The following is a 13,115-nucleotide window of genomic DNA, read 5'->3' on the forward strand; positions in this document are numbered from 1 at the left end:
TGCGCTAACCCGACAGGTTGAAATTGCCGGACTGGCCGTAGATCGCCAGCGAGACGAACAGCACGACGAAGACGGCGGAGATCATCGAGGTGCGGACGGCGCGGCCGACGGCCTCGCCGACACCGGCGGGCCCACCGGAGGCGTTGAAGCCGTAGTACGTGTGCACGAGCATGATGACGACGGCCATCAGCACCGCCTGAAAGAAGGACCAGATGATGTCGGCCGGGTTCAGGAACGTATGGAAGTAGTGGTCGTACACGCCGCTGGACTGCCCGTAGATCACCGTCGTGCCGAACCGGGCCGCCAGAAACGCGGTGATCATCGCGACGCAGTACAGCGGCATCACGACGACCACACCGGCGATCACCCGGTTGGACGCCAGGTAGGCCACCGATCGCACGCCCATCACCTCGAGTGCGTCGATCTCCTCGTTGATCCGCATCGCCCCGAGCTGCGCGGTCGCGCCCGCACCGATGGTCGCGGCCAGCGCGATCCCCGCGATGACCGGGGCGATGAGCCGGACGTTGAAGAACGCCGATGCGAAGCCGGTCAGCGCTTCGACACCGACGTTGGCGAACTGGTTGTATCCCTGCACCGCGACCAGTGCCCCGGTCGACAGCGTCAGGAATCCGACGATCACCACCGTCCCGCCGACGATCGCCAACGCGCCTGTGCCCAGGCTCATCTGAGCGATCAGCCGCACGGTCTCGCCCTTGTAGTGGACCAGTGCATCGCGGATACCGGTGATGGTGGTGAAGTAGAACTGGGACTGGGTGCCGATCCGGTTCAGGCCTTCGATGCGCTTGCCGTAGGCGCGGCGCCACCGCGGGTGCAGCCCGGCCGGGATGCCCGCGCTCACAGGGTCGCCTTCACGCCCACCGCCGTGGCGATGATGTTGATCGCGAACAGGGCCATGAAGGTGTACACGACGGTTTCGTTCACGGCGTTGCCGACCCCGGCCGGCCCGCCGCGTACGGAAACGCCCTTGTAGCAGGCGATCAGCCCCGCGGCGAGCCCGAACAGGCTCGACTTGACCAACGAGATCACCACATCGGGGGCCTTGGTGATGACGGTGAGGCCACCGACGAATGACCCGGGCGTGACGTGCTGGATGAAGACCGCGAAGATGAAACTCCCGATCAGGCCGACCAGGATCACGACCGACGACAGCAGCGTGGCCACCACCGTCGCGGCCAACACCCGGGGAACCACCAGGGCCTGAATCGGGTTGACGCCCATGACTTTCAGCGCGTCGAGCTCTTCACGGATGGTCCGTGCGCCGAGGTCGGCGCACATCGCGGTGGCGCCGGCGCCCGAGACCACCAGAACCGTGACCACCGGACCGATCTGGGTGACCGTTCCGTAGGCCGCCCCGGTGCCGGAGTAGTCGGCGGCGCCGAATTCGACCAGCAGGATGTTGAAGGTGAAGACCATCAGCACCGTGAACGGGATGGCGAGCATCAACGTCGGCATCATCGACACACGTGCGACGAACCAGGCCTGCAGCAGGAATTCGCGCCACGCGAACGGCCGGCGGGGTATCAGCATCAGCACATCGAGCGCCATCGCGAAGAATCCGCCGAACGCGCGCAACGGCTTCGCGGCGGGGGTGGCCGAAAACCGGTTCAGTCCGTCGTCGAACCTGCTGCGGGGTGCCGCGCTGTCGGGCATCACCACATCCGTCTCCTCGGGCGGTGTCTGCCCGGACCGCGCGGGTGGGCACCGGGCCGCGGCGACGCGTCGCATCGTCCCACTCCGAGCATGGGGCGCGCCTCCATCTATCGAGCATGCGGTCGTACCCTCGGCCGTCGGTGGGCCGCGGGGAGCAGCGGAGCTGTCGTGTCCCGGGTGCGGATACCGAGCTACTGTGATCCAGGCCACCGGGGTGCGCAAACCTTACCCCTATAGATATAGATGGGTCAATCACTGCGACGTTCACACCCGTGTGGCGGCGTCCGAGCGGCGGGACCGTGGTGATCGCGCGCATCGATGTCCGTCGCTGTGGCAGCAGATCCGGCCTGGGTACGGTCGGGGTGCCGCGAGGGGTGGGCCGGCAGTTCTCGATGGTCGCCCGAGTGCGCTCAGATGGGCGATCCCGGGCAGATCTGCTGGACTGCAGCGATCATCGTGATGATCACGGCGCGTCGCCGCCTACGCCTCCGGCGGCGGCGCGGCCTCGGTCGTGCCGGCGGGCGGGAGTCGCCGCGTCTTCCGTCCTGTGGTTGCTGTGCGCCTCACGGACGGGGTTGGCATCGTACGGCCGGCGGAGTAGTTTCCTGGCGAGATAAACCGTGTGGTTATAGGTTTGTTGTCGGTTTGGCGGCGATGCCGCAGACGGTCAGGAGGGGTCACGTGACGTCATCGCAGCGACGACGCCGGATTTCCCGTGCGTTGGCCGCGCTGGGGGCGATCCTGTGCGGCGCGGTGAGCCCGGTTCCCGTCGCGCTCGCCCAACCGGGGGACGACCCGTGCCAACTGGGTGTCACGTTCCTGTGCCACTTCATGCCGATCGCCCCGGACTGGGAAGGCGACATCGACCTGACGCAGAACGCGCCCACCGACGCCGCCGCGGTGCGGCCCGACGAGCGCAAGCCTGCCGACTATTGCTTCAACGGGTGTATATGACGCTCGGCGACGAAAACGGGGCCCCTCCCAGCAATGGGAGGAGCCCCGCCGGCGACGCCGACTAGTCGTCGGCGCCCGCCTTCGACTCGTGGTGCGAGCCGGATTCGTCGCGGCGTGCGGTTCTCGGCTTGTGCGGCGCCCGGGACTCGCCGCCGGAGTCGGCCTTGCCGGAATCCGACTTCCCCGAACCGTCCGTCCCGGCACCGTCGTGTCCGGCGCCGTTGTTCGAGGCACTGTCGTGTGTAGCACCGTTGTTCGCGGCACCGTCGTTCCCGATGCTGTCTGCGTCGGTACCGTTCCCGGCGGCGTCGGACTCGGCTTCGGTCGAGTCCTCGACTGCCGCCGGGGAATCCTCGGTCGCCCCCGTGGCCGACTCCGAGGCAGCCGGCTTCGAGGGGGCCGGCTCCGACTCCGAGGCGGTCGGCGCTTCGGCCGTGGCCAAGGTGACGGTCGCCGATGCCGGCGCGGGGAGGCTGGCGACGGCTGCCGTCGACACGACGGCGGTGGTCGGCGCGGCCGGGGTGATCGCATCGGTGATCTTCGTGATGAGCTGCTGGAACGCGGCCAGCGGTCCGCCGGTGTTGACGAAGAAGCTGCCGTCGGGCAGGAACACCACGCCGGCCGAGCTCAACAGCCCACCGGCCTTGACGGGCAGTCCCGGGGATACCAGGGCGCCGAGATCGGGCCCGTACCCGCCGTTGAGGAAGCCGTCGATGATCGTCGCGGGTGCGGTCAGCAGCGCATCGACCACCGCCGACGGCGAGGTGCCGAACGCGTCGACGACGTTCTGGACCGCCGCGAAGATCGCGGCGGGTGTGCTGATCAGCGGTGCGATGAAGCCGCTGAGCAGCAATGTCGTCCCGAGGGTATCGGTGGCGAACGAGTTGACGATGTTCACGATGTTCTTCAGCGGTTTGGTGAGCACCTCCTGGAGCGCGGGCACCAGATCGGTGATCGGCAGGGCCACCGCCAGCGGAATCTGGACCAGATTGTCGAACGCCTCCGACAACTGTCCGGCCGCCAGCGCGGTGACCGCGGCCTGCAGCAGCTGGGGCACCTCCGTCTTCAACGCGTCGGCGATTCCGGATGCGGTGCCGCCGAGCCCGGCGGCCAGCGCGGTCGCACTCGCGATCTGGTTGTCGATGAACTGCTTGGGCAGTTGGCCGGGTTCGGCGTTGGCGATCAGGGCGTCGAGCCCGGCGCCGGCGTCGGCGAAGACCTTCTGGTAGACGGCCAGCACGTCACTGGACGCGAGCAGGTCGACCCCCGCCGAGTACAGGGCCGGCGGGTTGAGGGTGGCAAGCGAGAGGTCTTGTGCGGGCGTGACCGGCGAGATGGCGATCGCGCTCGCCCCGAGAAGTGCGACACCCGCGGCGACGGGGCGGCGGACGGCAGTGGACATGGGAACTCCTGGCTGGTGTGAGCAGTGACGCGCGGAACTTACTGAGGAGTAATGTCGCGCCGGGATGACTCAACCACCGCACGCTCCCGCTGCCCATCGCATGAACAGGTGAAATTTCCCCGTGCGTCAGGACGCCGACGAGCGGCGCGGCCCACCGGTTGTGCGGCGGCCATCACGCGTTCGGGCGACACGCGGCTGTGGCGCGGGTCACACTGACGAATACTTTCACCGCGCATCGGCGTTCTCTCCAGCGCCGACCCGCCCCGTTCTGGGCGCCGGTGATCGTGAGACGACAGGACTGGACATGACGCGGATCGTGCTCAGGGGGCGTGCGGAGGCGATGTCGCGCGCGTTGCGTGCGCTGCGGGACGCCGGGCGTACCGGGCAGGGGTCCGTGGTCGTCGTCAGCGGCGAGCCGGGTATCGGCAAAACGGCGCTGCTGCGCGAGATCATCGAACAGGCCACCAGGACGGGCTTCCGGGTGGGCAGCGGTAAGGCCGAGGATGGTGACCAGATCGCGCCGGGGGCGCCGCTACTCGTCGCGTTGCGGTCCGGTCCCGATCCGCTGCTGACCGGTGACGCGTTCGGCAGCCTCGCCCCGCTGTACGACAAACCGCTGTGGCTGGTCGACCGCATCGGCGCTCTGCTCGAGGAACTGGCCGCGGGCGGCCCGGTGCTGGTCACCGTCGACGATGTGCAGTGGGCGGATCGGTTGACCCGCTTCGCGTTGCGGGTGCTGCCCGCGCGGTTGTCCGGTTCGCCGGTGGTGTGGCTGGTCGCCAGTCGGCGGGCACCGGGAGAAGCGCTCGCCGAGATCCTCTCCGGCACCGACGATGTCACGGCGGTGACGCGTATCCCGCTCGGTCCGCTGACAGCCGCCGACATCGCCGCCATCGCCGCGGATCGGACCTCCGCCGAGCTCTCCCCGACGCTGCGGGAGCTTCTCGACGACACCGGTGGCAACCCGTTCTGGGCGGTGCAGATCGTCGACGGCCTCGCCGGCCGGCCGGACGCCCCGGCGAGCACCAGGAACTTCTACGCCGAACTGGGCCTGGGCATCCGGCGCAGGCTGGGTGCACTGTCGGTAGGCGGCGCGGAGCTCGTCCGACTGGTCGCGGTGTGGGGCAGGCCGCTGGGCATGTCCGACGCCGCAGCGATTCTCGCCGACACCTCGGAGAGCGAATTATCCTCTCTTGCAAGGGAAGACGTCGATCACGGGCTGCTCGCCGGCGACGACGGCGAGGTGCGCTTCCCGCACGATGTGCTGCGGGAGGCCGTCTACGCCGACATCGCCCCGGAGCGCCGCCGACTGCTGCACCGCGCGTGTGCGCGCCGTATCGTCGCCGCCGGAGGCGCCGCGCAGACGGCGGCCGGACATTACCGGTGCGGTGCGGGAATCGACGACGACGAGGCCATCTGCGCCCTCGTGCAGGCGGTGCGCGACGGTGCATCCCTGCCACTGCAGGCCGTCGACACCGCCCACGCCGCGTTCGCGTTGACGACGCCGGGCCACCGGCTGTGGTTCCTGACCGGAGAGGTCACCGTCGAAGCCCTGCTCGACGCGCAGCGTGAGGCCGAGGCGCTCGTTCTCGCCGACAGGCTGCGTGCCGCCGCGACCGACCCGGAGACCGTCGCCAGGCTCGAACTGCTGGCGTGCCGCGCGCTGTGGGTCACCGAGGACATCGTCGAAATGGACAGGCGCGCCTCGGTCGCGATGACACTCGACGGTGTTTCCGCGGTCATGCATGCCCGGCTCCGCTCGGCGCAGGCGCTCGCGGCGTCGCGGACGCTGCCCGCGAGCGGCACCCACGAGCTGGCCCGGCACGCACTTGCCGAGGCGGAACGACTCGGCGACCTGCCGGCTCAGCGGCTGGCAGTGCTCGCATCGATCGAAGGGGCCCGCAACGAGGGGCGCCACACGGTCGCGTTGGAGCTCTTCGCCGATCTGCGGCGGCTCTCCGACGACGGTCATCTCGCCGAGGAGATCCGCACGCTGCAGCATCTCGACCGTTTCGACGAGGCCGACGCCATGCTGACCAAGATCCGCGAGGCGGTCCACGACGTCGACCGCCAACTCCCGTCGATGCTGTACGCGCAGATGTGGCAGGACCTCGCCCTCGGCCAGTTCGACGCGGTGGAGGCCGGCGCGCGGACGCTGATACGCCTGACCGAGGAGACCGGCAACCATGCCTACCGGCTGAACGCGCGGATGGTGCTGGCGGTCGTGGCCGCCTACCGGGACGAGATCGTCACCGCCGTCACATTGTTGCGTCCCGGGGCCCGAGACGAGTCACCGCACGAACGTCGGTCCGCCCGTCTACGCCTGGTGCGCGGATGGCTCAGCGCGGCGACCGGTGACTACGACACCAGCCTGGCTCTGCTCGCCCCGCTACTGGACACGGCGGGGGAGTACCGCGATGCGTGGCCGTGGTCGCCGCCCTGGATGCGGATACTGGCCAGCATCGGTCTGCTCGCCGGCGACAGGACGTTCGCGGCACGTGCGGGCCATCTTGCCGACCTTGCCGCACAACGTAATCCGGGTGTGGCCAGCTTGCAGGGCGCCGCACTGCACATCCGGGCGTTGCTGGACGGCGACGGCGCGGTGATGACCGAAGCCGTGGCGGTGCTGCGAGAGTCGCCGCGTCCCATGCTGGTCGCCGATGCGCTGCGAGATCTGGGATCGCTGAACCTCGACCAGGGTTCGGCCGGCGCCGGGGTCGTCGCGCTGACCGAGGCGGCCGAGATCTATCACCGGATCGGCGCGGTGGCGGGCACCCGCGCGGTATCGGCGGTGCTACGCCGCCACGGGGTGCACGGAGTGCGGATCGACGCCCCGTCCCACCGCCCGGACAGCGGGTGGGAGTCCCTGACGCCGACCGAACTGCGGGTGGTCGGACTGATCAGTTCCGGGCATACGAATCGTTCTGCCGCAACCGAGTTGAGCGTATCTCCGAACACCGTGAACACGCACCTGCGATCGGTGTTCCGGAAGCTGGGCGTGCGGTCCCGCGTGCAGTTGACCAACGCGTTCCGGGAGCACTCCGGCTCGCAGCACTCGGGGTCGGGCGCTACCTTTGCGCGCGGCGTGCCAAGCGGGCGGGATCGTGGATGATCGTCGTCTTGCCGCGCTGCTCGATCCACCCGCGTTGTGCGAAGTCGGCCAGTGCCTTGTTGATCGTCTCCCGCGACGACCCGGCGAGTTGAGCGATCTCCTCCTGGGTCAGTCCGTGGTCGACACGCAGTGACCCGTCCTGCTGGGTGCCGAATCGGCGCGCCAGATCCAGCAGCTGCTTGGCCACCCGCCCCGGGACGTCGGTGAAGATCAGGTCCGACAGCGTGTCATTGGTGCGGCGCAGTCGGCGTGCCAGCACGCGCAGCAACTGCTCGGCAATCTCGGGCCGCTCGGCGATCCAGAACCGCAACGCGTCACGGTCCATCATCACCGCGTTCAGTGCCGTCAGCGTGGTGACCGACGAGGTCCGGGGGCCCGGATCGAAGATCGCGAGTTCGCCGAACATGTCGGCCGGGCCCATCAGTGTCAACAGGCTCTCCCGGCCGTCGGGCGCCGTGCAGCCGATCTTCGCACGGCCCGCGGTGATGATATAGAGAGCGTCGCCTAGATCGCCCTCGCTGAACACGCGGTGTCCGCGAGGGAACGACACCTGTTGAAGCTGGCTGCACAGCGCTGCCACGGCGCCTGGATCCACGCCCTGGAAGATCGCGGCGCGCGCCAATACCTCGTCCACATAGTCCTTTCTGGGCGCCCTTTCAGGCTCCGCGTAGCCGGTCTCAGCCATCCCGGCCGGCCAGGCTGTACGCGATGTTCAGCATGCGTAAATTATCAGTTGCCGTCCTGCCGTGTGCGCTCAGGCGGTGATGCCCAGGCTGTCGCACAGCGAAAGGAACGCCACCGCGAACGGGTTCTCGGCCGTCATCTGCCGCAGCCGCGGCCAATCCAGTTGCTCACGTACGGCCCGTACCGGGGGGAACAGCGTGGCGAAGTCGCAGTGGTGTTCGTGCAGCGCGCGCAGTTTCTGGGTGAGCACCTCGGTCGGGGGCAGCACCGGGATCGCCAGGGCCAGCACATCCTGGGTCTCGGCCCGTTCCAGCAGCGCCCCGTCCACCGGTACCCGGTTGATCTGGTGCAGCACGTCGATCACGACGGGACCGTCGACGGACAGCGCCGCCTTGAACAACCACTCCTCGCGGGGCCGACGGATGTCGAAACCCGCCTTCGACAACGTCGCCACCGCGGCCTCCGCGTCGTGTTCTGCCACCACGAAGTCCACGTCGTGCACGGGCTCCGGGGCGCCGTGCACCCACAGCGCGTAACTGCCGGCGAGCGCGAACGGCGGGCCGTCGGCCTTGAGGGCCGAGGCCGCACGTTTGAGCGCCTCACGCAGGACGTCATGAGGCAGGCTCGGGTGGGACATGCTCACCGCCGTCGGTTCGGTCACAGGATGGGTTTCGGTCCAGGATGGGTAGTGCGTACCCATGAAGTTGGTGACGTTCAACATTCTGCACGGGCGCACACCCGGGCACGGGGTGGATCTGGACCGCTTCGCCGACTGCGTGGCCTCGCTCGACGCCGACATCCTCGCGCTGCAGGAGGTCGATTCCATCCAGCAGCGATCCGGGCTCGCCGACCTCACCGCACTGGCCGCCGAGGCGATGGGTGCCAGGAGCCACCGCTTCGTCGCCGCGATCGCCGGTACCCCTGGGGCGACCTGGATGGCCGCCACAGGTGAGGAGCAGCCGGGGACGGCCGCGTACGGGGTCGCACTTCTGTCTCGCTACCCCGCGGTGAGCTGGCAGGTGCTGCGGCTGCCGCGGATACCTTTCCGGTTCCCGCTGTACCTGCGCGAACCCGGGAAGGTGGTGGTCGTCGACGAGGAGCCGCGTGCGGCCGTGATCGGAGTGTTCGACACACCGATGGGCGAGCTCACCGTCGTCAACACCCACCTGTCCTTCGTCCCGGGGTGGAATCGATTCCAGCTGCACCGGTTGATGCGCGACGTGCGCGCGCTGCCCTGGCCGCGGATCGTCACCGGAGACCTGAACATGCCGGCGAAGCCCGCGCGGCGGTGGTCGCGGTTACGGCAGCTCGCGGTCGCGCCGACGTTCCCGGCCGACCGTCCGACCCGCCAGCTCGACCATGTGCTCACCGACGATCCCGCCCTCACCGTGCGGGCCTTCGAGACCCCGGAGCTGGCGATCTCGGACCATCGGCCGCTGGCCGTGCACCTGGAGCGTCTCAGCTGAGGGAGTGTGATCGGTTGTGGGCGAACGAATTCAGCTCAGGAATCGGGTGGTGTAGGACGCGAAGCGCTGCCGTAGGTCGTCGGGATCCAGGCCGAACATCTCGGCGGAGGTGTGTACCCGGCCGTGCCTGCCGCGCCGGTGGCTTTCCAGATAGTCCGACACCGCCGCGCGTGATGGGTCGTCGAACGTTTCGCCGGTCAGGCTGTAAATGGACTCGGCGACACCCATCTCGTCGGACATGAAATCGTCGAAACGGATGTCGAGTGAGCGGTCGGCGGCGATGACGTCGCGGTCGCGGACACACGCGGCGAGCATCTTCTCCAGCCGGTCCACCCACGCCGCGGCGACGGTCGCAACGTCGACCTTGTCGCGGTGCATCCGTTCGGAATACGTGATCATCGCGATCATCGACAGCGCGACCGGCACCGGATCGCGGTGTGTGAAGACGACTTTGGCCCCGGGCAGCACATTGTCGATCACCGGCAGCTGGGCCAGGTGCTGGGGTGATTTCAGTACCCAGCGACCGCCGCCGCGCAGGAACTGCAGGGCCTTGAGCTGGGTGGCCAGATACCGGTAGGTCGACGTCTGGTCGTGGCTCCAGTAGTACTCGGTCCAGCGCGGCACATGTGCGAGGGTCTCCATCAGCATCGTGGAGAAGTCGTTGGCGAGCAGCTGGATCTCTTCGTGCGCGTGGTCGGTGGTCATCTCGTGCATCAGCGCGAAATGCGGCATCAGCAGGTCCATCGTCTGCACCGCGAGATCCATTCGGCCGATCCTCGGATCAGGTTCGATGCCGGCCTCCGACGGCAGCGGGAACGGCTCGACGCTCTCCCAATACGGGAGGCTGCGGAAGGTGGGCGCGGCGGCGAGCAGGTTGTGCAGGTGGGTGGTGCCCGAGCGGGGGAGCCCGGCGATGACGACCGGCGCGACCAGCTCGATGTCCTCGATCTCCGGGTGGCGGGTCAGCAGATCGGTCAGCAGCAGCCGGTTCTTCAGCCACTGTTGAAGCTGGGCGTGGAAGTTCACGATCCCGGGGGCGTGCATGTCGATCTCGCGCAGCTCGGCCAGGTACAGGTTCAGGCGCTCGCGGTAGTCGTCGGGACCGAAGTCGTCCAGCCCGGTCGCCTCGCGGGCCCGCGCGTGCAGCACGTCGGCATCGAGCGGGCAGTCTGCGGCCAGCACCGCCATCATTTCCCGAAGCTGTTGTGCCTCAGTTGAATACCGCGGCTCTGCGAGGTCGTCTAGGTGAACCAGTCCGTCTGTGGTGTCCGTCACATCGGGTTATGTTACTTTGAGTATCGTAATGACGGCAGAGGTGGGACGGCCCCGGAATCAGGCGATCGCCGACGCGGTGCTGCACGCGACGACGGAGATGCTCGGCGAGTCGTCGTACGCCGAACTGTCGCTGGATGCCGTCGCCGCACGGGCGGGTACCAGCAAGCCGGCCATCTACCGGCGCTGGCGCAGCAAGGCCCACCTGGTGCACGAGGCCGTGTTCCCGATCGACGCGACCACCGAGATACCCCAAACCGGTTCCCTCGAAGGCGATGTGCGAGAGATGGTGCGGCGCACACACGCGATCCTGAACACGCCCGCCGCCCGCGCGGCGCTGCCCGGCCTCGTCGGGGAGATGGCCTCGGACCCGACCCTGCACACCGCTCTGCTGGAACGCTTTTCCGACATCCTGGTGCGGGATCTGGCCGGATACCTCGAGTCGGCGGCCGGGCGCGGTGAGGTTCGGCGCGAGGTTCTCGCCTCCGAACTGGCCGAGGTGATCGCCGGAATCACGCTGCTGTCGTTGATCACCCGCGGGGCAACCGCGGACGAGGACTGGATCGACCGGACCGCACGGCTCATCACGAAAGGAATCAGTGCATGACCGAAACCCACGAAGCGACAACGGCGTGGCGGGAGTTGCTCGACACGCTGCGCGAGCTCGATGCGTCGTTCATGACCGGGCCGAAGGCGGTCACCGACGATCGGCATGTCGCCGACGGCTACCGCATGCTCGCCACCACGCTCGGCGTCGCGTTCGACACCTATCTGTTCGCCGATCCGAGCCGCCCGCGCTGGGTCGAGGTGAACTCGCCGTTCCGGCCCGACCGGCGCTGGGGTGGCGACAACACCGACGCGCTCTACTTCATGTGCCCGGTCGATCCGTCCCGGCGATACCGCATCAGCGGCAATCGTGGTGACAGCGTGTACTTCTCGATCACCGCGTACAACGAGCCGTCGCCCGGGGCGTGGTCGGACCGCATCGTCGCGCTCGTCCGCGACGACGACCTCGACATCGACGAGGACGGCAACTTCAGTTTCGAATTCGGTCCGCAACCCGACGCCGCGGTGCTGATGACGCGGGACTACCAGGCCGATCCGCTGACCGGCAGGCCGGTCAGCTGGACTATCGAGGCGTTGGAACCGCCGGATCCGTTCCGGCACAGCGAGGCCGAGACCGCTGCCGCGCTGCGGGCCGGCGCGGCGTGGCTGCGGACCATGTTCGCGATCCTGCCGCTGGCGGTCGGCGTGAAGAACTCCGATGAGCACGAGTTCGGCCATGAGACCGCGATGGCGGCCAACGATTTCGCCGAACCGTATCAGGTGCCGGACGCCAACTTCGGGTGGTCTGCCCGCGACGCGTGCTACGCGTACGGCAGTTTCGACCTTGCTGAGGACGAAGCCCTGGTGATCACCCACCGCCCGCCGGCGTGCCGGTTCTGGAACCTGGTGGTGTGGAACCAGTTCATGGCGGTGCCCGGTGTCTCCGACGCGCGCAGCTCGGTCAACGGATTCACCGCGGCGCCGAACTCCGACGGTTCGGTGACGGTGGTGCTCTCCCGCGGTATGACGGCGCACCCGAATTCGCTGACCACGCTCGATTACCCGCGCGGAAATCTGGCGTTCCGCTGGTTCCTGGCCGACCAGGTGCCCGCCCGGCCCGAGGTGTCGCTGGTGAAAGTCACCGAGGCGCCGACGGAGCTGACGTAGTTTTCGTCAGCAGCGATCCGGTCAGCAGATCCGAGAGCAGCGCGGCCAATTCCGTTGGCTTCGACCACATCACCATGTGACCGGCGTCGATCTGTCTGCGGTCCACCGGCCCGGGCAGGTGGCGGGTCATCTGATCCCACAGCGTCGCGGGTACGGCCACATCGTCGGTCAGGCCGACGTAGGTCGTCGGTATGCCGTTCGGGTAACCACTGAGCCGAGCGTTCATCAGCCGCGGCGCCTCGGGGACGAAGCTGGGCCACCATGTCGCCCACTGGTCGTCGGTGAGGTCATTGCCGAACATGGCCCTGGCGACAGCCTCGTCGATCGTGGCGATCTCACCGGCGGGCCAGTCGGCCCCGTACGCGAGCCCGCACCCGCCCTGACCTGGCCCTGGGATCAGCGCGCCGACATACACGAGGTGGGTGATGCGGTCGGGACGGCGGTTGGCGGTCTCGGTGACGGTCACCCCGCCGAGCGAGTGCCCGACCAGGGCGAAGCGTCCCCATCCGGCGTCGTCGGCGTACTCGAGGACGGTGCGGACACAGTCGTCGAGGGTCACCTCCAGAAGGTCGCAACGCCGGCTTCCGCGGCCGGGCAGGTCGACCGCGATCACCGGCAACGCGAGACGCGCGGTGACCGGGCTCCAACACTGATCGGGCTCCAACGCGGCGACGTGCACATACCGCCGTGCACGAGCAGCACCCCGCCGTCCATGTGTCACCGCCTCCGGCGCAAGGATCGATGCGGCAAGTATCCGGGCCCGGGCGCGTGCGCACGGGCGTTCCACCGAAAAGGACTTTGGTCCTCGGGCCGCGTGACCGTCGACCACTGATGTGCGGGG

Annotated in this window: 12 protein-coding genes; 5 read left to right on the top strand and 7 right to left on the bottom strand. The window is 68.5% G+C overall.

The genetic code is table 11. The annotated features are described in order from the left end of the window. Window positions 1–4: 4 nt before the first annotated feature. Both BST38_RS01115 and BST38_RS01120 read right to left on the bottom strand, forming a co-directional pair. Window positions 5–859, bottom strand: coding sequence for an ABC transporter permease (locus BST38_RS01115; RefSeq protein ID WP_083141394.1), 855 nt, complete (start codon window positions 857–859; stop codon window positions 5–7). Further along, window positions 856–1,566 carry an MlaE family ABC transporter permease gene (locus BST38_RS01120; RefSeq protein ID WP_083141663.1) on the bottom strand — a complete coding sequence of 237 codons (711 nt, stop codon included), beginning with the start codon at window positions 1,564–1,566 and terminating at the stop codon, window positions 856–858. The genes BST38_RS01115 and BST38_RS01120 overlap by 4 nt, the downstream gene beginning before the upstream one ends. 786 nt (window positions 1,567–2,352) lie before the next feature. Here BST38_RS01120 and BST38_RS01125 point away from each other — a divergent pair. Next, complete coding sequence (locus tag BST38_RS01125) at window positions 2,353–2,625, top strand: fibronectin-binding protein (protein ID WP_133057202.1); 273 nt, start codon at window positions 2,353–2,355, stop codon at window positions 2,623–2,625. Window positions 2,626–2,686: 61 nt separating this feature from the next. Here BST38_RS01125 and BST38_RS01130 read toward each other — a convergent pair whose 3' ends face one another. Next, window positions 2,687–4,027 (bottom strand): hypothetical protein, encoded by a 1,341-nt coding sequence (locus BST38_RS01130; protein ID WP_083141396.1) that lies wholly within the window; start codon window positions 4,025–4,027, stop codon window positions 2,687–2,689. Window positions 4,028–4,331: 304 nt separating this feature from the next. Between BST38_RS01130 and BST38_RS01135 the strand changes: the two genes are divergently transcribed. Further along, window positions 4,332–7,139 carry a helix-turn-helix transcriptional regulator gene (locus BST38_RS01135; protein WP_083141397.1) on the top strand — a complete coding sequence of 936 codons (2,808 nt, stop codon included), beginning with the start codon at window positions 4,332–4,334 and terminating at the stop codon, window positions 7,137–7,139. Here BST38_RS01135 and BST38_RS01140 read toward each other — a convergent pair. Together BST38_RS01140 and BST38_RS01145 are read right to left on the bottom strand one after the other, a co-directional pair. Beyond that, a complete protein-coding gene (locus BST38_RS01140) occupies window positions 7,096–7,773 on the bottom strand; it encodes a Crp/Fnr family transcriptional regulator (RefSeq protein ID WP_083141398.1) in 678 nt (225 codons plus the stop codon). The genes BST38_RS01135 and BST38_RS01140 overlap by 44 nt on opposite strands. 120 nt (window positions 7,774–7,893) lie before the next feature. Then, window positions 7,894–8,460 (bottom strand): hypothetical protein, encoded by a 567-nt coding sequence (locus BST38_RS01145; protein WP_083141664.1) that lies wholly within the window; start codon window positions 8,458–8,460, stop codon window positions 7,894–7,896. Window positions 8,461–8,521: 61 nt separating this feature from the next. On the opposite strand from BST38_RS01145, the gene BST38_RS01150 reads away from it, so the two are divergent. Beyond that, window positions 8,522–9,289, top strand: coding sequence for an endonuclease/exonuclease/phosphatase family protein (locus tag BST38_RS01150; protein ID WP_083141399.1), 768 nt, complete (start codon window positions 8,522–8,524; stop codon window positions 9,287–9,289). A gap of 30 nt (window positions 9,290–9,319) precedes the next feature. Here the strand turns inward: BST38_RS01150 and BST38_RS01155 are convergent, their stop codons facing one another. Beyond that, complete coding sequence (locus BST38_RS01155; RefSeq protein WP_181792017.1) at window positions 9,320–10,480, bottom strand: sulfotransferase family protein; 1,161 nt, start codon at window positions 10,478–10,480, stop codon at window positions 9,320–9,322. Between the two features lie 112 nt (window positions 10,481–10,592). Between BST38_RS01155 and BST38_RS01160 the strand changes: the two genes are divergently transcribed. After that, entirely contained in the window at window positions 10,593–11,168 is a 576-nt protein-coding gene (locus BST38_RS01160) for a TetR/AcrR family transcriptional regulator (protein WP_083141401.1), read from the top strand. Then, window positions 11,165–12,274: a DUF1214 domain-containing protein gene (locus BST38_RS01165; protein WP_083141402.1), complete on the top strand. Its 1,110-nt coding sequence runs from the start codon at window positions 11,165–11,167 to the stop codon at window positions 12,272–12,274. The genes BST38_RS01160 and BST38_RS01165 overlap by 4 nt, the downstream gene beginning before the upstream one ends. On the opposite strand, the gene BST38_RS01170 is transcribed toward BST38_RS01165, so the two are convergent. Then, on the bottom strand, window positions 12,246–12,938 hold the full coding sequence (locus BST38_RS01170; RefSeq protein WP_165761540.1) for an alpha/beta fold hydrolase: 693 nt from the start codon (window positions 12,936–12,938) through the stop codon (window positions 12,246–12,248). The genes BST38_RS01165 and BST38_RS01170 overlap by 29 nt on opposite strands. Between the last annotated feature and the right edge of the window lie 177 nt (window positions 12,939–13,115).

Origin of the sequence: Mycolicibacterium parafortuitum, from assembly GCF_002086815.1 — a bacterium.
GTDB classification, from domain to species: domain Bacteria; phylum Actinomycetota; class Actinomycetes; order Mycobacteriales; family Mycobacteriaceae; genus Mycobacterium; species Mycobacterium parafortuitum.